Origin of the sequence: Mucilaginibacter sp., assembly GCF_028288225.1 — a bacterium.
Taxonomy (GTDB): domain Bacteria; phylum Bacteroidota; class Bacteroidia; order Sphingobacteriales; family Sphingobacteriaceae; genus Mucilaginibacter.
This window is the reverse complement of the sequence record NZ_JAQBOC010000094.1, coordinates 50,363-70,400: the sequence shown is the minus strand read 5'-3', so window position 1 is coordinate 70,400 and position 20,038 is coordinate 50,363. Positions and strand designations below refer to the sequence as shown.

At 40.5% G+C, this 20,038-nt stretch carries 14 protein-coding genes; 8 read left to right on the top strand and 6 right to left on the bottom strand.

The annotated features are described in order from the left end of the window. Positions 1-86: 86 nt before the first annotated feature. Entirely contained in the window at positions 87-1,943 is a 1,857-nt protein-coding gene (hscA, locus tag JWQ54_RS27445; RefSeq protein WP_299591085.1) for a Fe-S protein assembly chaperone HscA, read from the bottom strand. A 192-nt stretch (positions 1,944-2,135) separates the two neighbouring features. Here hscA and JWQ54_RS27440 point away from each other — a divergent pair, with 192 nt between their 5' ends. The 3 genes from JWQ54_RS27440 to JWQ54_RS27430 all read left to right on the top strand — a co-directional run bounded on the left by JWQ54_RS27440 (position 2,136) and on the right by JWQ54_RS27430 (position 6,309). Continuing rightward, on the top strand, positions 2,136-4,961 hold the full coding sequence (locus JWQ54_RS27440) for a hypothetical protein (protein ID WP_299591084.1): 2,826 nt from the start codon (positions 2,136-2,138) through the stop codon (positions 4,959-4,961). 137 nt (positions 4,962-5,098) lie between these two features. After that, entirely contained in the window at positions 5,099-5,806 is a 708-nt protein-coding gene (locus JWQ54_RS27435; protein ID WP_299591083.1) for a dienelactone hydrolase family protein, read from the top strand. 77 nt (positions 5,807-5,883) lie between these two features. After that, positions 5,884-6,309, top strand: a complete 426-nt coding sequence (locus JWQ54_RS27430; RefSeq protein ID WP_299591082.1) for a hypothetical protein — start codon at positions 5,884-5,886, stop codon at positions 6,307-6,309. 41 nt (positions 6,310-6,350) lie between these two features. On the opposite strand, the gene JWQ54_RS27425 is transcribed toward JWQ54_RS27430, so the two are convergent. Next, positions 6,351-7,685 carry a sensor histidine kinase KdpD gene (locus JWQ54_RS27425; RefSeq protein ID WP_299591081.1) on the bottom strand — a complete coding sequence of 445 codons (1,335 nt, stop codon included), beginning with the start codon at positions 7,683-7,685 and terminating at the stop codon, positions 6,351-6,353. Between the two features lie 296 nt (positions 7,686-7,981). Here JWQ54_RS27425 and clpB point away from each other — a divergent pair, with 296 nt between their 5' ends. Next, a complete protein-coding gene (gene clpB / locus JWQ54_RS27420; protein WP_299591080.1) occupies positions 7,982-10,594 on the top strand; it encodes an ATP-dependent chaperone ClpB in 2,613 nt (870 codons plus the stop codon). 104 nt (positions 10,595-10,698) lie between these two features. Here the strand turns inward: clpB and JWQ54_RS27415 are convergent, their stop codons facing one another. Beyond that, the gene (locus JWQ54_RS27415) at positions 10,699-12,159 is read right to left on the bottom strand and encodes a serine hydrolase (RefSeq protein WP_299591079.1); all 1,461 of its coding nucleotides are present in this window, start codon (positions 12,157-12,159) and stop codon (positions 10,699-10,701) included. 215 nt (positions 12,160-12,374) lie between these two features. Between JWQ54_RS27415 and JWQ54_RS27410 the strand changes: the two genes are divergently transcribed. Beyond that, positions 12,375-12,746 carry a phosphoribosylpyrophosphate synthetase gene (locus tag JWQ54_RS27410; RefSeq protein ID WP_299591078.1) on the top strand — a complete coding sequence of 124 codons (372 nt, stop codon included), beginning with the start codon at positions 12,375-12,377 and terminating at the stop codon, positions 12,744-12,746. Positions 12,747-12,749: 3 nt separating this feature from the next. Here JWQ54_RS27410 and JWQ54_RS27405 read toward each other — a convergent pair whose 3' ends face one another. Next, positions 12,750-13,301 carry a hypothetical protein gene (locus JWQ54_RS27405; RefSeq protein WP_299591077.1) on the bottom strand — a complete coding sequence of 184 codons (552 nt, stop codon included), beginning with the start codon at positions 13,299-13,301 and terminating at the stop codon, positions 12,750-12,752. Between the two features lie 243 nt (positions 13,302-13,544). Between JWQ54_RS27405 and JWQ54_RS27400 the strand changes: the two genes are divergently transcribed. From JWQ54_RS27400 to guaB, 3 genes are all read left to right on the top strand, one after another. Next, positions 13,545-14,789, top strand: a complete 1,245-nt coding sequence (locus JWQ54_RS27400) for a pitrilysin family protein (RefSeq protein ID WP_299591076.1) — start codon at positions 13,545-13,547, stop codon at positions 14,787-14,789. 99 nt (positions 14,790-14,888) lie between these two features. Continuing rightward, positions 14,889-16,169 (top strand): pitrilysin family protein, encoded by a 1,281-nt coding sequence (locus JWQ54_RS27395; protein ID WP_299591075.1) that lies wholly within the window; start codon positions 14,889-14,891, stop codon positions 16,167-16,169. Between the two features lie 170 nt (positions 16,170-16,339). Next, positions 16,340-17,809, top strand: a complete 1,470-nt coding sequence (gene guaB / locus JWQ54_RS27390; RefSeq protein ID WP_299591074.1) for an IMP dehydrogenase — start codon at positions 16,340-16,342, stop codon at positions 17,807-17,809. 65 nt (positions 17,810-17,874) lie between these two features. Here guaB and JWQ54_RS27385 read toward each other — a convergent pair whose 3' ends face one another. Further along, the gene (locus JWQ54_RS27385; RefSeq protein ID WP_299591073.1) at positions 17,875-18,723 is read right to left on the bottom strand and encodes an ROK family protein; all 849 of its coding nucleotides are present in this window, start codon (positions 18,721-18,723) and stop codon (positions 17,875-17,877) included. Between the two features lie 2 nt (positions 18,724-18,725). Continuing rightward, entirely contained in the window at positions 18,726-19,970 is a 1,245-nt protein-coding gene (locus JWQ54_RS27380) for an MFS transporter (RefSeq protein ID WP_299591072.1), read from the bottom strand. Positions 19,971-20,038 lie beyond the last annotated feature (68 nt).

Below are 20,038 nucleotides of genomic sequence, written 5' to 3'. Positions count from 1 at the left end.
ACAGTTTGTCTGGTTTGTGCAACATTTTGGTAACCTGTCTGCATTTAGACGCGAAACATCGCGTCTCCTACAAGTCGTTTTAAGAATTACTCTATACTTTTCCCCTTCATGGCATGGCTAATCGCGTGGTCCATTAATCGTTCGGCAAAAGGACGTGTAAATTCATTAAGCTCATCAATGGCTTTATGGATCTGATCTTTATCGCCACTGGTTAATGAGTTTTTGAGTGTTTCAATATATTTATTTGTATCGGCTATTTCAGCTACCAAAATAAAATCACTGTTTTTTTGTAAAAAACGCTCAACGGTGTATACCATTTGTTCGCCTTCGGTACGGGCCTCTATCAGCATGCGCTGACTAACATCGTCTCTGGCATGAGTGATGCTGTCCATTAGCATTTGTTCAACCTGGTCATCGGTAATGCCATAGGTTGGTGTAACTTCTACTTCCTGCTTTATGCCTGACCGTAATTCAACCGCCTGGATCTTTAAGATCCCGTCGGCATTCAATAAAAAGTTAATATCCACTTTCGGGAAACCGGCAGGCATGGATGGGATCCCTTTCAAATCAAACTCAGCCAGCTTTCTGTTTTCTTTTATCAAGTCGCGCTCACCCTGGTAAACGGCTATCTTCATATTCACCTGTCCGTCAATCGAAGTAGTATATTGTCGACCGGCCTTTGTAGGTACTTTTGAGTTGCGCGGGATGATCACATCCATTAAACCGCCCATAGTTTCAATACCCAGGGAAAGCGGGGTAACATCAAGCAACAAAATATCACTGCGGTTACCGGCTAATACGTCTGCCTGGATAGCGGCACCAAGCGCAACAACTTCATCAGGATTAACTTCATCATGCACCGGACGGCCAAAAAACTCAGCCACCATTTTCTTAACCAGCGCCGTACGGGTTGAACCGCCCACCATGATCACCTCATCAATCTGGCTGATCTCCACCTTTGCATCTTTCAACGCGTTTTTACAGCAGGTAATGGTTTCCTGTACTTTTGGAAGGATGAGTTGCTCAAACGTAGTGCGGTCAATAGTGCACCAGATCTCGCCAATCTTGTCATTAACCAAACTTTGGTGGGCAAATGCTTTTTTGGCTTCCTCGGCTTTAAGGCGCAGTTGCTGGGCTAATTTATTATCAGCTACAACATCAGCTTTATTAAGCTGATTCTTTTCTATCCAGTAATCAACTATGGCCCTGTCAAAATCATCGCCCCCTAAAAAAGTATTGCCGTTTGTTGCTAATACCTCAAAAATGCCGTTTTGAATTTGCAGAATAGAAACATCAAACGTTCCGCCGCCAAGATCATATACTGCAATGGTTTTTGTTTCTTCAGGGTTTAAGCCGATGCCATAAGCCAAACTTGCGGCGGTTGGCTCGTTTACGATGCGCAATACATCAAGCCCGGCTAATTTACCGGCATCGCGGGTAGCCTGGCGTTGCGAATCGTTAAAATAAGCGGGTACGGTTATCACCGCGCGGTTTACAGGTGTTTTTAAAGCATGTTCGGCACGAGCTTTAAGTTCTTTTAATATCAGGCCCGAAAGCTCGATAGGGGTATAGAATTTATCTCCAACCTTTATTTTTACAAGGCTTTCAGAGTCGTCATCAATTACTTTGTAGGAGAAAAAATCTTTATAGTTTTCAATATCGAGGTAGGAGCGACCGAGCAGGCGCTTTACTGAGAAGACCGTGTTCTGAGGATCTGTTATCAAATAATCTTTTGCCTCATTTCCCACAGTAATATCTCCCGCTGCACCAAAATGTACTATGGAAGGTACCAAAACACCTTTGCCGGTATCGTTTATTACCTGCGGATTTTTATCCGGGTTAATAAAAGCAACCAATGAATTGGTGGTACCTAAATCAATCCCTACTATTAATTCTTCCTTTTGTATAGAACCCGTTGCCAGGTTGATAGAAACTTTAGCCATTACGATAGATTAACAAAACGCAAATGTAGGATGTTTTAGCTGATGGTGTGTCATGTTAATTTCGGATTTCGGATGTTCAATTTCGGATCTAATTAAAATGCGGAAGTCGAAATGTCGAATGCGGAATAAACAATTTATAAATTCCATGAATTCTGATTCAGACAATCCACAATTTGTACTTACTTTACGCTAATGAAATTTTGCCCGAAATACTCCTTTTTACTGCTACTCTTAACTGCCACTGCTACTATTTCCCAAGCCCAGCAATTTGGAGGCAACCCGCCATCCATAAAATGGAAGCAAGTGAACACCCCTGCTGCTAAAGTTATCTTCCCAGCCGGGCTTGATTCAATGGCCTTAAAAGTTGCTAATATAGTCCAGCAAATGAATGGTGTTATACAACCAACCATTGGTTTTAAGCAAAAGCAGGTAAGCATTGTAATGCAAAACCAAACCACCGTTGCCAATGCTTATGTTGGTTTGGCGCCTTTCCGTAGTGAGTTTTTTTTAACGCCCGAGCAAAATAGCTTTGACGTGGGCAGCTTGCCCTGGCACGAACAATTGGCTATCCACGAATTCAGGCATGTGCAACAGTACAATAATTTTAATGTAGGCGTATCGCATATATTAAAAGTGCTATTTGGGGAGGGCGGACAGGCGTTGGGTAATAATCTTGCCATACCCGATTGGTTTTTTGAGGGCGATGCCGTTTTTAATGAAACACATGTGAGCGAACAGGGCAGGGGCAGGCTCCCTTATTTCTTTAACGGCTTCCGGTCATTATGGGCCGAAGGAAAGGATTATAGCTATATGAAGATCCGCAATGGATCGTACCGTGATTATGTTCCCGATTGGTATCCTCTTGGCTATATGCTGGTTTCATACGGGAGAGAGCAATATGGCGATGATTTCTGGAAAAAGGTAACTCATGACGTTGCTGCTTTTAAAGGTGGGTTTTATCCTTTACAACGGGCCGTTAAAAAATATTCAGGTAAGAATTTTGAAACGTTCAGGAATGATGGCCTTGATCACTTTAAAAAGGAGTTTAGCTCCTCTGATAATGCCACAACTTTAAACACCCATAAACACTTTGATGCCGACAGGGAATATCCGGCTTTTGTGAACGATACAACGCTTATCTACCTGAAAAGTACCTATGATTACCGTCCGGTATTTGTAATGAAAACCGGTAACACCGAAAAAGATCTCAATGTAAGAGATGTATCAATCGATAATTATTTTGCTTACCGCGATGGTAAGATCATCTACAGCGCCTACCGGCCTGATACAAGATGGGGTTATCGTAACTACAGTGAACTGGTTTTACTGAACATACATACAGGAAAAGAACAAAGAATAACCACGAAGACCAAATATTTTTCTCCGGCTTTTAGCGATGACGGCAAAACTATAGTAGCAGTAGAAGAGGCTACATCCGGTAAAAGCGATCTGGATTTAATTAACACGGCAGATGGTAAATTGCTTTCTATTATTCCAAACAAACAGGGTCTGTATTATACTTATCCCAAATTTTACGGCAATGAAAAGGTAATATCGGCTGTAAGAAATTCAAAAGGTAAAATGTCGTTAGCCCTGATCGATATAAAAACAGGAGACACGAAATATCTGCTCCCTTTCTCATATCAGCCTATAGTTTTCCCGGCCGTGAAAAATGATACGGTTTATTTTTCGGCAGCTGCGGGAATTAATGACCGCTTATTTTCACTGAGCATAAAATCAAGAAAACTGTATGAGGTGGCTTCACTTAATCAAAAAAAATCAATTGGCAATTACCAGCCGGCTATTAGCAATAATAAGTTTGCCTGGGTTGGCTTTACCGCATCTGGCTGGCAGATAAATGAAAGCAATAAAAAAGATATTAAATGGGATGAGATCAATATTGAGCGTATTCCCGGAAGCTTGCCTGATTTTAATATCGGTGCCTTAAAGCGGGATTCATCAACCAATATATTAGCATCAGTAAAAGATGAAACGCTGCCGGTAAGTAAATACCCCAAATCGTATCATTTATTTAATTTTCATAGCATTATTCCCAATATTAGCGACCCTAATTACCAAATATCCATAGCCGGGGAAAACGTGCTGAATACCATGCAAACCAATATTTCATTTGATTATAACCGTAATGAAGGCTATAAGCAGTTTGGCTTTGATGCAATTTACGGGGCCTTATTCCCTTATATTTCGGCAGGCGCGAATTATACTGTCGACCGCCGGGGATATTACAAAGGGAGCAACATATACTGGAATGAAACTCAAATTAACGCTGGGTTGCAGGTGCCACTTAATTTATCAGCAGGTAAACATCTAACCAGTCTGCAGTTTGGTAGCGGACTTGTTTATTCGCAAACCAATTTCCAGCAAGCATTCAGGAGCACGTTTAATGACAGATCATACCTGTACAGCAGTAACTTTATATCATTTAGCAATAGTGTTCAACAAGCCCGGAAAAATATTTACCCCATGCTTGGCGAAAGTATCAGGCTTTCCTATAAATCAGCTGTTTCAGGTTTAACAGCCAACCAATTTTTGGCCGCTGGTAATTTTTATTTCCCCGGTTTATTTCCCAATCATAGCCTGGTATTAAGCGCTGCCCATCAGCAAAAAAATAAAAACAACGTGATCAGTTTTTCGAATGATTTTCCTTTTTCGCGAGGGTACAAGGCTGAAAATTTACACGATATGAATAAACTGGGTGCAAACTACCATTTCCCGATTGCTTACCCCGATGCGGGCTTTGCCAATACCTTTTACCTGCTGCGCATTCGCGGGAATGCTTTTTATGATTATACCCGTGCGACAGATTTTTTAACAAACGGCAACCAGTTTAAAGGTATTTTCCGCTCAACAGGGGCTGAGATCTATTTTGACACCAAATTTTTCAACCAGGCATCCATTAGCTTTGGTTTCAGATATAGTTATTTGGTTGATGAGGATATTTTTGGAGGAACAGGGCGCAATAGGTTTGAGCTGATTGTACCAGTAACGATTTTTTAATTAGTGAATTAGTGAGGGTGTGAATTAGTGAAGGATTAAAGGCGTAAAGAGATTTGATGATTTTTGTAAACTTAATAAAAGATAAAAATTCTTTTAACGTTTACAACTATTACAACAACTACAACATTTACAACCCCATGGAAAAATACATAAACCTAAAAGTAGCTGATGGCACCGATATGGAAGCCTATACAGCTATCCCCGAAGATGCCGCAGGCAAAATCAATCCTGGCTTAATTTTATTGCAGGAAGCATTTGGCGTAAATCACCATATCCGCGATATGGCCGACAGGTTTGCCGCACAGGGCTTTGTGGTAATAGCGCCTGAAATGTATCATCGTACTGCTCCGCCTTATTTTGAAGTTGGTTATACCGAATTTGATAAGGTAAAGCCACATATCTCGGCAATGACGATTGAAGGAAACGCGGCCGATATAAAAGCGGCTTATCATTGGTTAAGCAGCAACGAGTTGGTTAACCCGGGCAATATTTTTAGCATTGGTTACTGTATGGGTGGCCGCATGTCTTTTTTGGCAAATGCTACACAACCCATCAAAGCCGGGGCCAGCTATTACAGCGGCAATATTAAATCTATCGCAAATAAAGCTGCAAATATAAGCGGGAGGCACCTGTTTTTTTGGGGTGGACTGGATCAGCATATCGGGCAAGACCAGATAGATATCATTACCAAGGCCATGGATGAAGCCGGCAAGGAATACATCAACGTAAAAATTTCCTACGCTGATCATGGCTTTAATTGCGATGAACGTGACAGTTATAATGAAAAGGCAGCAAAGGAAGCCTGGGCATTAACGCTTGCCTTTTTTAAAAACAACATGGGTTGATTAGGTTACTCTTTTTAATTTTTGCCTCTTGATTCTTGAACTCTTGAATCTCTTCTTATAATGATATATTTGCAATTATGAAAAGGTTAATTCCGGTTATATTAATTGCCCTGTTTTTTTTCGGCTGCTCATCAAATGCTAATTATAAACAAATTGCTGTTGAATATTTAAAAACTAAAGTACCTAATCTGGCCTTTGTTGATACCATTAAGTTCCTGAAGCCAGATAGCATTTACACAACCTATCATGATAACCCGGAGTACAGATCATTAATGAAGGGGTATAACAATTTTATAATTAGCGGTGATACCGCAAAAGTGGCAGAAATAGATTCTTTATTAAAACAAAGAATGAAAAATTATAAAAACATTTTGGTTGGCTGGGATGTCAGGCTAATCTACAAAGCAAAAGATAAAAAAGGCGTTGTTAAAAAAGATACCTGCAGATTCACTTTTGACAGTACCTTAAAAATAGTAAAGGATTTGAATGGAGTGGATCTTTAAATTAACATTCCGCATTTAACTAACCTCTAATCTCAAATCAACTAATCTCTAACCTCCTGCAACACTATCCTGAAAGTTGATCCTTTTCCCACTTCGCTTTCTACCTCAATTTTGCCTTTGTGTTTTTCTATTATCTGTTTTACTATGCTTAAGCCCAGTCCGGTTGACTGTTCGCCCTTTAGCCCGGTACGGCCTGCCTTTGAGAATGGCGTGAAAATAATAGGCAGCATATCTTTTGGGATGCCCAAACCACTGTCTTTAACTTCAATAATAATACGCTGGTTCTTTTTGCTTAAAAATACCTCTATTTTGCTTTTTTCTTTCGAGAATTTTAGCGCATTTCCTATGAGATTATCTAATACGCGGGTAAATTTCTCATGATTTATCAATGCATAAGCCGGACTTATCGAGCTGATAAGCTCTATAGTATTTTTAGCCTCTTTCTGGATCTTCCAAACCTCAATATTATCCTTCACCAGGGCATTAAGTTCAGTTTTGGCGGTGACAAACTCTCCTGAGTTTTCATTGCGGGCAGATTCAAGCAGATCGTCAATTATGGTACGGGCCCTTATGCACGATGCCTTCATCAGGTTTAATGTATCCTGCGTATCTTCATCAATGTCTTCCATTTCCATCATCATGGCTAATGTTTCTACAGCAGCTATAGGGTTGCGTAAATCATGAGCCACAGTACCCAGTAATTGGCTTTTAAATTCACTTCCGCGCTCAATTTCCAGGTTTTTCTCCTTTATCTCGTTCACCTGCATCCAGTAACTGGCTTTATATGAGAAAAAGTACCGGGATATCAAATAAAATCCGCCAAGCAAAATAATAGAAACCATTTGATTATAGATCATTTCGGTAGGATCGGTATGGCTATGGATCAGCAGCGCGGTAAATAACAATTCAACAGAAATGATGAGTATAATGGTTTCGTAATATTCAAACACACACAAAATGCTGATAACCGTTAACGATATTAAGTAAAGTATAAGGGCATTGCGTGGATTAGCGGTTGCAATAAAGCTGCTGAACATACCACAAAGAATAATGTACAGAGAAAACGAAAAAACAAACAACGACATTATGGCAGTGGCTTTGTTGTTCTTCCTGAATTCTTCTATTAAAAAATTGCTGATGATATAGAATATCAGTGCCGATATCATAAATACCCAATTGGTAGTATTAAACTCCGGAAAGTTCTCGGCCCGCGTAAGGCTTAAAGGGAATATTAGATACAAAGCCCTGATTATAACATTCAACACCAAAAAAACAATGCTCCCTACGCGTACAGACGCCAGGTTTTGACTGGTGTAATATTCGCGGTAGGAGTTTTTATGTTTTCCGGGCAGGTATTTAAAAAGATGCTTGTTCAAAACAGTGTGATTAAAGGGCTTATCAAAATTATAATTTTTTAATTAAGATAAAAGCCAATAAATACCAGCTTACAGGGCAATGACAAAGTAGCGGATGATTTTGTTTTTAGGCGACAATTTAGCAGTTTGGGGAATATGGCAGGTGATTTGAGGTTGTTTAGTCTGAATCAGAATTTACAGAATTTAAGAATTATCAGGATGCTTATTTTGATGGTGTCTTAACAAATTGACAGGCCAAATTCTGTCAATTTTAAAATTCTGCAAATTCTGGTTCAGACAACAAACAAAACATTACCATGAATTTTAACAATTTTACCATAAAAGCGCAGGAGGCCGTTCAAAAGGCTTCGGAAATTGCCATAGGCAACCAGCAGCAAGCTATTGAAACTGCGCACCTGCTTAAGGGTTTATTGCTGGTTGATGAGAACGTAATATCATACCTGTTAAAAAAATTAAATGTTAATCTTAACCGCTTAAATGAAACTTTGGATGAGCAAATTGCCTCGTTCCCTAAAGTTAGCGGCAGCGACGTTTATTTATCATCAGGTTCAAATTCTGCTTTGCAAAAAGCAACAGTTTACCTTAAAGAGTTTAAGGATGAGTTTGTATCCGTTGAGCATATTTTATTGGGAATTTTATCAGTAAATGATAAAACCAGCACTGCTTTAAAGGACTATGGGGTAAATGAAAAAGACCTTAAAAAAGCTATTGCTGCCTTACGCGGCGACAACAAGGTAACCGGCCAGAATGCGGAAGCTACCTATAATGCTCTAAATAAATATGCCCGTAATTTGAATGAATATGCCGAATCGGGCAAACTTGATCCTGTTATTGGCAGGGATGAAGAGATCAGGCGGGTTATCCAGATCCTTTCGCGCCGTACAAAAAATAATCCTATATTGGTTGGCGAGCCTGGCGTTGGTAAAACAGCCATTGCCGAGGGTATCGCCTTCCGGATAATTAAGGGCGATGTGCCTGAAAGCCTTAAATCTAAAACGGTTTATTCACTTGATATGGGTGCACTGATAGCAGGTGCTAAGTATAAGGGTGAGTTTGAAGAACGTTTAAAGGCTGTTATAAAAGAAGTAACCCAGGCCGATGGTGAGATCATTATGTTTATTGATGAGATCCACACATTGGTTGGCGCCGGCGGTGGCGAAGGTGCAATGGACGCGGCTAATATATTAAAGCCTGCCCTGGCCCGTGGCGAGTTAAGAGCAATAGGCGCAACTACTTTAAATGAATACCAGAAGTTTTTTGAAAAGGATAAAGCCCTGGAGCGCCGTTTCCAGATGGTTTTGGTTGATGAGCCGGATACAGCCGATGCTATTTCTATTTTACGTGGGCTGAAAGAACGTTACGAAACACACCACAAGGTGCGGATTAAGGACGAAGCAATTATAGCTGCCGTTGAAATGTCGCAACGTTATATATCTGACAGATTTTTACCTGATAAGGCTATTGACCTGATGGATGAGGCTGCTTCAAAACTACGTTTGGAAATGGATTCTGTTCCTGAAGTTGTTGATGAGCTTGATCGTCGTATTATGCAGCTTGAAATTGAGCGCGAAGCTATTAAACGCGAGCATGACGATAAAAAGGTAAAAGAGCTAAGCGAAGAAATTGCTAACCTTTCGGCCGAACGGGATTCATTACGAGCCAAATGGCAGGGTGAAAAGGACCTTGTTGATGGCATCAATTTAAAGGTTGAGCAAATAGAAAACTATAAGCTGGAAGCTGAACAGGCTGAACGCGCCGGAGATTACGGTAAAGTTGCCGAGCTGCGCTATGGAACCATAGTTAAAGCCCAGCAGGAAGTTGAAGACCTTAAAAAAACTTTGCTTGAAAACCAAAGCGATAGTCGCATGCTGAAAGAAGAAGTTACTGCTGATGATATTGCAGGCGTAGTTTCGAGGTGGACAGGCATCCCGGTTTCAAAAATGATCCAGAGCGAACGCGAAAAGTTGCTGCATTTAGAAGAAGAACTGCATAAACGTGTGGCAGGGCAGGAGGAAGCGATTGAAGCAATAAGCGATGCTATTCGTCGCAGCAGGGCCGGGTTACAGGATAAAAAGAAACCAATTGGTTCGTTCATATTCCTGGGCACTACAGGCGTTGGTAAAACTGAGCTTGCCAAAGCATTGGCAGAGTACCTGTTTAATGATGAAGGCGCATTGATACGGATAGATATGAGCGAATACCAGGAGCGCCATGCGGTTTCAAGGCTGATAGGTGCGCCTCCGGGCTATGTGGGTTATGACGAAGGCGGACAGTTAACCGAAGCCGTACGTCGTAAACCTTACAGTGTAATACTGCTGGATGAGATTGAAAAAGCCCATCCTGACGTATTTAATATCCTACTGCAGGTTTTGGATGACGGCCGCTTAACCGATAATAAGGGCAGGGTGGTAAACTTTAAAAATACCATCATCATTATGACCTCTAACATCGGCTCAAACCTGATAATGGACAACTTCCAGGAGCTGGAAGATGATAACAGGGATGAAGTGGTAGCAAAAACCAAGAACCAGTTGTTTGACCTGTTGAGGAAAACAATCCGTCCGGAGTTTTTGAACAGGATTGATGAGATCATTATGTTCACACCGCTTACCCGCGATGAGATCACTGATATTGTGAAGCTGCAGTTTAAACAGTTACAGCAAACCCTTGCCGAAATTGGCATCACCATGGAAGCGTCAGAAGAGGCATTGGACTGGCTGGCACAGTTGGGTTACGATCCGCAATTTGGAGCAAGGCCATTGAAACGTGTGATCCAGAAAAAGATCCTCAATGAGCTTTCAAAACAGATCCTTGCCGGAAAGGTGGATAAAGACAGTAAAATAAAGCTGGATATGTTTGATAATCAGTTTGTGTTTTTGAATGAGGATCTTTTAGATAAAGTTGAGTGAGTTGATTAAGTTGGATTGGGTTGATTAAGTTAGAAACGGTCAATCACTAATTAAAATAATTAACTCCATATATACAAAGGCTGCCTGCGGGTGGCCTTTGTTGATTATTTTAATCTTTTGGCATCATGCGTGCCATTTTCATAAAGAATAGCCTTTACAATTTCTCCTTTGTCGTCCTTAACAAATTCAACTTCAACATCAATTTTCTTTAAAAAAAATTTATTTTGGGATTCAGGTAAAAGCTGCTGTTTTTGTTGTCCGGTTGGTTGTCCGTATAATTTACTGCCCTCCAGGGTTACGGCAAATGTTAGTTTGGGAGAGATTTCATATTTGCCAGTGTATTTCTGTAAAATAGTGTCGGCCACGGCAATCTCCTTTCTAAATTTTGAACGGTTTAAGCCTTTAAACCCGTAAACTTTTGCCACACTATTTACAATCTCATTCATAATGTCTCCGTTATCGGAGTTTACCATTACAACAACACCATTTCCTCCTTCCATACTGCCAAAGTACTGGCACCTGAAACCTTCATTTGCACCTCCGTGCTCAAAATATTTTACGCCATCCTGCAAGCTGTCTATAAAGACACCTAATGCTGCATTTTTATTCAGATAAGGTGTTAATCTCAATTTTGTAGTTTGTTGATTAATCACTTTATGAGACTTATCCTGTAAGGCTAATTGTGTTTCAATAATATATTTAGACAAATCTGTGGGGTTTGTCCACAAGCCTGCTGCAGCTTGTTCCGGATATATATGGTATTTACCTGGCAGCGCCTTCCCGTTGTAACGGTAGGCAGTAGCCAGCAGTTCTGATTTTACACCGGTTGGTGGCTGGGTATAAGTGCTGCCGGTCATCCCCAGCGGTTTCAAAACATTATTGTACATGAATTTATCATAGGGCTCATGTGTAATATCCATCACTATCAGTTGTGAAATAGTAATACCCCCGCCGGAATATTCGGATTTTATACCAGGTTCATACATGGAATGTACCGCAGGCGAATTAGCTGGTTTTTTACCTCCAAGTATTTGCTCAATTGTTGGTATTTCCTTTCCGATGGCGTAGCCTCCAAAACCGTGGACGGTTAAACCACCTGTATGGCTCAACAGGTTAGCAACTGTGATCTTTTTATTTTTAGAGAGTGAATCATAAGGGAATTTCCAGCTCGTGAGGTAAGTGTTGATATCGGCATAAAGATCGATTTTTTTATCCTGTACCAATTTAAGCACCCCAACTGAGTTTAGCGACTTACTGATGGATGCCGCCTGGAACAGCGTTTGCGTTGTTACCGGGATCTTCAGGCTGTCGTCTGCATAGCCGTATCCCTTTGCCCACTCCAGTTTATAGTTATGAATAACCGCAACGCTTACGCCATGCACTTTGTAAAATGCCATCCGGTCCTGCATGGTCATAGGGCCATCATTTTCGGTTTGGATATTTGGGATCAGGTTTTTCTCAACACGCTGGATCTTTTCATTGATCTCCGACGGGGATTGTGCAACTGCATTTGTTTTGATAAAGAAAAGAAATGTGCAGGCAAGTAGTATGGTGAAGGTTTTCATAAGAGGTTTGGATAATTAAAAACAAGATACACATAAACTGATTTATTGTGGCAAATAATGTATAAATGGCATAAATGCATGGTAAAGGGGAGAGTAAAACGAAGATAAAAGCATACTTTAACCATTGGAACTAATCACAACAAATCATCAAAAAACAAACAACCCGGGTGTTTTATGGTTATGAAAGTAACTGAACTACTTAAACAAATCTAACCATGATAGCATATAACAATTTAGTGGAAGCCACCAACGATTTAATGAAAAGAGGATATACCGAAAACCTCAGCCTTGAAGGTGATACAGTTGATGATAAAGATAAAAACATCCATATGACAGCCGATGACATAGAGATTGATGAGTTTTATCGTTTTGAAGGAGCCAGTAATCCGTCAGATATGTCGATTGTTTATGCAGTAACTTCAAAAAAATATAATTTAAAAGGGGTGCTGGTAAATGCTTTTGGTGCATATGCCGACAACAGCTCATCTGCTATCCTGGCTAAATTAAACCATGACCAGGTAAGTGATAATTTAAACAGGCAAGATAAGCCTGAGGCTGATGCTGAAAGCGGAACTATAGCCAGCTAACAATTACAGTTGTGCTAATAACTTCTTCCCCCGCGACTGAATAGCCGGCGAACCGTTCCGCATCAGGAATTTTATTTGGTTTTCCAGCTCTTCGGCCACCCAGGGGTAGCGGTAGCGCAGGTTAAATAATGCTTCTGATGCAAAAACTTTAACGGCAATTTTAACTTTTGGATCAATCATCCAATCGAAACATTGTTCAACTGCGGGTTCAAGATCTAATGTTTGAAGTTTGGTTTCTATTGCGGGCAGCATACCGGGATCGGTTAAATGCATCAGTAATTTGGCGTAATGTCGCTGCGGGCCGGGATGTTTAACATCCTTAAATCGCGATAGTAAATATTCAAGGTCTTGCTCATATTTTAAAGGATCAGCTAGTAAAACATTTTCCAATATCCAGGTTGCCCTGAAAGCTATTACCTTATCATGATAAAATGTAACATCAACAAGGTCACCCAGTGCAAATTGCTGCTCGCTCAGCATTTGCCCAAGCTTCAGCACCCTGGCTTTTCCTAACGAATTGGAAATTTGTTTTATAAGCTCGTCTTTTGAGACCATTTATTGATTTGAAAATTTGGAGATTAGTAGCTTTGAAAATAATGAAATTCACAGTAATTTTTAAATCATCAAATTAAAACAAATTTTCGAATCAATTTGAAAATTTGAAGATTAGTAAATTTGAAAATAATGAAAATCCACAGATTTGTAATTTTCAAATCATCAAATTAAAACAAATTTTCAAATTATACTGTCATTCAACAAAAACTCTACATTTGCTATCCGTTAATTGAAAATTTACAAATGGTTAAATTCAACCGATTTACATTAGATAATGGTTTACGTGTTATTGTACATGAAGACCATACCACACCAATGGCAGTGCTAAACATTCTTTATGATGTTGGCGCCCGCGACGAAAATCCTGAACAAACCGGCTTTGCCCACTTATTTGAGCATCTGATGTTTGGTGGCTCGGTAAATATCCCAAGTTATGACGAGCCCCTGCAGCGTGTAGGCGGCGAAAATAATGCGTTCACCAGCAACGATATTACAAATTACTATATCACCCTGCCTTCAGCAAATATTGAAACCGCTTTTTGGCTGGAGAGCGACCGCATGCTAAACCTTGCCTTTAGTAAAAAAAGCCTTGAAGTGCAAAGGAATGTGGTGATTGAGGAGTTTAAACAACGGTATCTCAACCAGCCATACGGTGATGTTTGGCTGAAATTACGGCCTATGGTTTATAAAAAACACCCCTACCAATGGGCAACTATAGGCAAAGAGTTAAAGCATATTGAAGATGCAAAAATTGAGGATGTTAAAGCCTTTTTCAAAAAACATTATAATCCGCAAAATGCCATTATGGCTGTTGGGGGAGATGTTAGCCTGGAACAGGTTAAACAATTATCTGAAAAATGGTTTGGACAAATTCCTGCAGGTGAAAAATATCTCCGCAATTTGCCGCAAGAACCCGAACAGTTCGATGAACGCCGGGAAACTGTTATTGCAAAAGTACCGTTAAACGATGTGTATATAGCTTTTCAGATGGGCGACAGGCTGGACAAAACTTATTATGTAGCTGAGTTGCTTTCCGATATACTTTCTCGCGGTAATTCATCACGTTTATATCGCAGTTTGGTGAAAGAAAAGCAGATCTTTAGCGAAGTGCATGCATACATGACAGGCAGCCTTGATAAAGGCATGTTTGTATTTGAAGGTAAACCATTGGGAAATATCAGTATTGAAACTGCCGAAGCTGCTATTTGGGATGAGCTGGAAAAAATAAAAACAATTGCTATCCCAGCTGATGAGCTAACCAAGGTTCAAAACAAAACCGAATCGACTATGATATTTTCAGAAATGTCATTATTAGATAAAGCGATGAACCTTGCGTCATTCGAATTGCTTGGCGATGCTGAACTGCTAAACCAGGAAACAGCTAAATACCTGGAAGTAACAGTTGAGCAAATAAAAGACCTGGCTAATAAATTATTCAGAAAAGATAATTCTTCGACACTTATTTATTTGGCGGAGGAAGCTGTCTGAATCACAATTTTCAGAATTGAAGAATTTTCAGAATAATCCTAATCGATATAGGTGAAATCACAGATTGGCAATGACCAATGATTAATGACCAATGACCACATGACATTACAAAGAAAACAAGCTCCTGAATTCAGGGCAATAGATAATATAAACTTGTTAAGGCCTGCTCATCAGGCGTTGAACAACGGCTGTAATATATTCTGCTTTAACTCTGGCGACCAGGACCTGGTTAGGATTGAGTGGGTTTTTGGCAATCAGCGCTTTAACCCGGAAAAGCCACTGCTTAATATAGCGGTAAATAGTATGCTTACTGAAGGCACCAGCAAGCTTACCACAGCGCAAATTGCTGACAAAGTGGATTTTTACGGTGCATTTCTGCAAGTTGATTATGGTTATGATAATTCTGTAGTTACGTTGTATAGCCTAAACAAACATTTGCAACATACTTTGCCTGTGCTAAAGGATATCCTTACAGATTCCATTTTTCCGGAAAAAGAGCTGGAAACCTATATTCGCAATCAGCAGCAAAAGTTGCAGGTAAGCATGCAGAAAAATGATTATGTGGCCCGCCGCAATTTTAATAAAGCATTATATGGCGATACCTTGTATGGTTTGGGTGCTGATGCCGATACCTATAAAACACTGCACAGGGAGGATCTGCTGGCTCATTTTAAACAGATGTATCAGCCTTCAAACTGTACCATAATTATTTCGGGAAAAATTGAACCCGGAATACTTGAAATGATAACCAATACATTTGATAAGGACTGGACAAACCCTGATGTAAAATCAGATATTAGTCAACCTCAAATAAAATCAGCTACAGAGCATTTTTACTTAACCGAAAAACCTGATGCCTTACAATCAGCCATTAGGATGGGCTTGCCCGTTATCAATCGTAATCACCCTGATTTTCCGGCTTTACAGGTACTGAATACTGTTTTAGGCGGATATTTTGGTTCAAGATTAATGGCTAATATCCGGGAGGAAAAAGGTTATACCTATGGTATCGGATCAGGAATAAGCTCATTTAAACATGCCGGAGCTATGTTTGTTGCCACAGAGGTTGGTGCAGATGTTTGCAAGGCAGCAATAATAGAAATTGAAAAAGAAATAAACCTTTTAAAAAGCGATCTGATCACGGAAGAGGAATTATCTCTTGTTCGTAACTATATGCTTGGCTCGTTATTAGGCAGCCTGGAGAACGTCTTTTCGCATGCTGATAAATTCAAAAACCTGTATTTCGCGGGGCTTGACTACGATTATTACGACAGGTATGTTGATGCTGTAAAAACTGTAACCGCTGTACGGTTAAAGGAACTGGCAAATGAGTATTTAAACTTGGATAAGTTTTATAAAGTTATAGTGGGGAAATATTAATTTGATGATGTGTCAATTTGATGATTTGAAGATGGGTTAAGCTCTAATTTTCAAATCATCAAATTGACATATTTTCAAATCCTTACCACAATTCCGAATCCTACATCCGAAATCCGAAATAATTTGTTAGCTTTGCCCGGCAAATAATAACTCCAAACACATTATTTGCTATGAAATTAGACCCCCAAAAATTTGTCGCCGAAGGATTAACTTACGACGACGTTTTACTCCTCCCAGCTTACTCCGAAGTTTTACCGCGCGATGTTGATACCAGTACCTGGCTTACAAAAAAGATAAGGCTGAATATTCCCATTCTTTCTGCTGCAATGGATACAGTTACTGAATCGTCACTGGCTATTGCTATAGCGCAGGCTGGCGGGATAGGAATCCTCCATAAAAATATGAGCGTGCAGGCGCAGGCCGATGAAGTGCGGAAAGTAAAACGCTCAGAAAGCGGTATGATCCAGGATCCGGTAACACTACATGAAGCATCGACTGTTGCTGATGCCGTTAAAATTATGCGCGAATACCGCATAGGAGGGATCCCGATTATTGATGGCGAACACAAGCTTAAAGGAATAATCACCAACCGCGACCTTCGTTTTCAAAAGGAAATGGACCGCCCGGTAAGTGATGTAATGACAAAAGAAAACCTGATCACCGCCCCGCAAGGGACCAATTTGATCCAGGCTGAAGCGATCCTTCAAAATTATAAAATTGAAAAACTTCCTGTTGTTGATAAGGATGGCATTTTACGGGGACTTATTACCTTTAAAGATATCCAGAAATTTAAAAACTTCCCGAGCGCCTGTAAAGACGAATTTGGCAGGTTACGCGTAGGTGCAGCTGTTGGAGTGGCCGCCGATAATATTGACCGTGTAAAGGCTCTTGTAACTGCCGGTGTTGACGTTATTACCGTTGACACTGCACATGGCCACTCGAAAGGGGTTATAGATATGGTTAAAAGCGTTAAATCGCTGTTCCCTGATCTGCAGGTTATAGCCGGTAACATTGCCACTGGCGAAGCTGCAATAGCTCTTGCTGATGCAGGTGCTGATGCTGTTAAAGTGGGCATTGGTCCGGGTTCAATTTGCACTACACGAATTGTGGCAGGTGTTGGTGTTCCACAATTGTTTGCTGTTTATGAGTGCGCAAAAGCCCTTGAAGGCAGAGGAGTTCCTGTTATTGCTGATGGTGGTATAAAGCAGACCGGCGATATAGTTAAAGCTATTGCAGCCGGTGCAAGTTCCATAATGGCAGGATCATTATTTGCAGGTGTTGAAGAATCTCCCGGCGAAACTATAATATATGAAGGCCGCAAGTTTAAATCATACCGAGGGATGGGTTCGGTGGAAGCCATGGATAAAGGCTCAAAAGACCGTTATTTCCAGGATGAAACTGATGTGGTTACCAAACTGGTTCCGGAGGGAATAGTTGGTCGTGTACCGTACAAAGGCAATCTTGCCGAAGTTATTTACCAGTACATAGGCGGTTTACGCGCCGGGATGCATTATTGCGGGGCAGCTGTAATTGAAGACTTGCAAAAAGCTAAATTTGTACGCATCACCGCAGCCGGTATGCGCGAAAGCCACCCGCATGATGTTACGATAACTAAAGAAGCTCCGAATTATACGAGGTAGAGATTAGAGATTAGTTGAAAGATATCAAACTTACGAAGTTTCGAAAACTCCGTAAGTTTTTTGGTTTATAAGGAATCGAAGTATAGCCCCGCTGCACCTAATATTCCGCTATTTTCAAGGGCTGATCTTTCTATTTTTAAACGTTCAACGCTTTTGGGATATACTAATGTATTGATGCGTTGCCACATGGTTTTTTCAAAATATTCGTAAGCTAACTTAACTGATCCTCCTAAAATAATTAATGAGGGATCATAGGTATACATTACCACTTTAATAGCATTGCCCAGATGAGTTCCCATCTCGCCATATAGCTTTAACGCCTGGGGATCACCTTTTTGAGCATCTTTAAAAACATCCTCACCATTCAGACCATAAACATTATTGAAGAAAGATCCGCTGCAATAGAATTCATAGTTGTTATCGAGATAATCAACACAGCCAAATTCGCCTGCGCCACAGTTAGTACCGGCATATAGCTGGTTATTTATAATAATGCCTGCTCCAAGACCAGTGCCAAGTGTTAGCCCGATCATGTTTTTTGCACCTTTGCCTTTTCCAAAATAATGCTCGCCGAGTGCAAAACAATTGGCATCGTTGTTTACAAATACCGGGACTTTATATTTATCCTCCAGGATCTGCTTTAAATGCACCTCCTTCCATGATGGGATGTGCACAACATCATAAACAATGCCCTTCTCTACATCTACCACACTTGGTACGCCTATGCCTATAGCTTTAACATCTTTGTCAATCAGCTTATCTATAATAAAATAAACATCCTCCAGCACCTGTTCTTCTGTGCCCCTGGTGTTTATCCGTTTTGATATAATTTCAAAAATCGCATCATTATCCACAATAGCTCCGCGAATATTTGTGGCACCCAGATCGATACCGATAATTTTTGTATTTGTCATTTTCAGGCTTTGTCTTTGTCAAAAATAGTTTTGTTGGTAATCAGTGGCTTTGCCCAAAAGCCAATAGCAAGCATATAACCGAAGGTGATGTACAGAAACAGCATGCCCGCCCTTAATCCAAATAGATTTCCTAATCCCCCAATAAGAATCTGAACAATTGCACCCCCTATAATCCCTGTAACTAAAATGCCGGCAAATGAACCATGGTGCTCATTAACTGAGCTAAGCGCAAGCGAAAATATAATGGGATACATTACCGACATGAAAAAACCAACAGTTGAAAAAGCATACAGCGAAATTTCTGCGCTGCCGAACAGTGCCGCTGACAGGGAGATAATTGCAAGTATGCTAAAAATGATAAGTAGCCGGCGGCTATCCATTATCTTCAGCAGGAACAAGCCTAAAATGCCTCCGGCTGTCATCAGCCCCCAAAACCAGGCAACAGCATGTGCACCTTGTACCTGCGGATCATAATGATGGTAGCGCCTCAGGAATTCTGACATCCAGTAAGAAACGCCTTGCTCGGTACCTACATAGCAAAACAGGCCAATAAAAAACGCTATCACCACGGGCCGTTTAAATAGTTGAACGTGCGTTTTCCACGGCCCTGATTTTTCTTCGCTGGTCAGTTCAACTTTTGGGAACTTTGAAAGCAGCAGAATGATAAACATTAACAGGCAGATCACTGTGAAGATCCAGTAAAGGGAGATCCATGACATTCCCTCAGGAACCAGTCGCCCCAAAATGCCGAATATCCCGGAATGATTTTTTTTATCCAGTTCGGATATCATCACTGTCATAACTAAAGGGCTGAGGAATGAGGCTGCGCCAAATATCAACTGGGCGAGTACAGAGGTAAACGCATAATTTTCTTCGCCACCCGCAGTTCGCAATAAGGGATTGATAACCACTTGTAGCATGGCCATCCCGCAACCTATCAGGAAAAGTGAAAGCAATGCGGATAAATAACCAGGAGAAACAGCAAGCAGCAGCGAGCCGAAAAATGCAACCACAAATGCCGCAACCATAATTGTTTTTTCGTTATACTTTTGTACCAGCATACTTGAAGGGATAGACATAACACCGTACGCTATAAAAAAAGCAAAAGGCAATACCCCGGCTAAAAGATCACTTAGTTTAAAATCCTTTATAAATTCAGGACTTAAAGGCCCAATGATGTTTGTTAAAAAGGAAATAACAAAAAACGTAAGCAGTATTAGTGTTACGATGTAATAATTGCGTTTCATGAATTTGATTTAATGGCTGGTTAGGGTTGATTGACTTGCATATTTAATGTAAATCTTTAGTATTTACA

Excerpts from the sequence above, each read along its gene's own strand:
- JWQ54_RS27435 (WP_299591083.1), top strand. The coding sequence starts at position 5,099 with ATGGAAAAATACATAAACCTAAAAGTAGCTGATGGCACCGATATGGAA.
- JWQ54_RS27410 (WP_299591078.1), top strand. The coding sequence starts at position 12,375 with ATGATAGCATATAACAATTTAGTGGAAGCCACCAACGATTTAATGAAA.
- JWQ54_RS27405 (WP_299591077.1), bottom strand. The coding sequence starts at position 13,301 with ATGGTCTCAAAAGACGAGCTTATAAAACAAATTTCCAATTCGTTAGGA.
- JWQ54_RS27380 (WP_299591072.1), bottom strand. The coding sequence starts at position 19,970 with ATGAAACGCAATTATTACATCGTAACACTAATACTGCTTACGTTTTTT.
- hscA (WP_299591085.1), bottom strand. The coding sequence starts at position 1,943 with ATGGCTAAAGTTTCTATCAACCTGGCAACGGGTTCTATACAAAAGGAA.
- JWQ54_RS27430 (WP_299591082.1), top strand. The coding sequence starts at position 5,884 with ATGAAAAGGTTAATTCCGGTTATATTAATTGCCCTGTTTTTTTTCGGC.
- clpB (WP_299591080.1), top strand. The coding sequence starts at position 7,982 with ATGAATTTTAACAATTTTACCATAAAAGCGCAGGAGGCCGTTCAAAAG.
- JWQ54_RS27400 (WP_299591076.1), top strand. The coding sequence starts at position 13,545 with ATGGTTAAATTCAACCGATTTACATTAGATAATGGTTTACGTGTTATT.
- JWQ54_RS27415 (WP_299591079.1), bottom strand. The coding sequence starts at position 12,159 with ATGAAAACCTTCACCATACTACTTGCCTGCACATTTCTTTTCTTTATC.
- JWQ54_RS27385 (WP_299591073.1), bottom strand. The coding sequence starts at position 18,723 with ATGACAAATACAAAAATTATCGGTATCGATCTGGGTGCCACAAATATT.
- JWQ54_RS27440 (WP_299591084.1), top strand. The coding sequence starts at position 2,136 with ATGAAATTTTGCCCGAAATACTCCTTTTTACTGCTACTCTTAACTGCC.
- JWQ54_RS27395 (WP_299591075.1), top strand. The coding sequence starts at position 14,889 with ATGACATTACAAAGAAAACAAGCTCCTGAATTCAGGGCAATAGATAAT.
- guaB (WP_299591074.1), top strand. The coding sequence starts at position 16,340 with ATGAAATTAGACCCCCAAAAATTTGTCGCCGAAGGATTAACTTACGAC.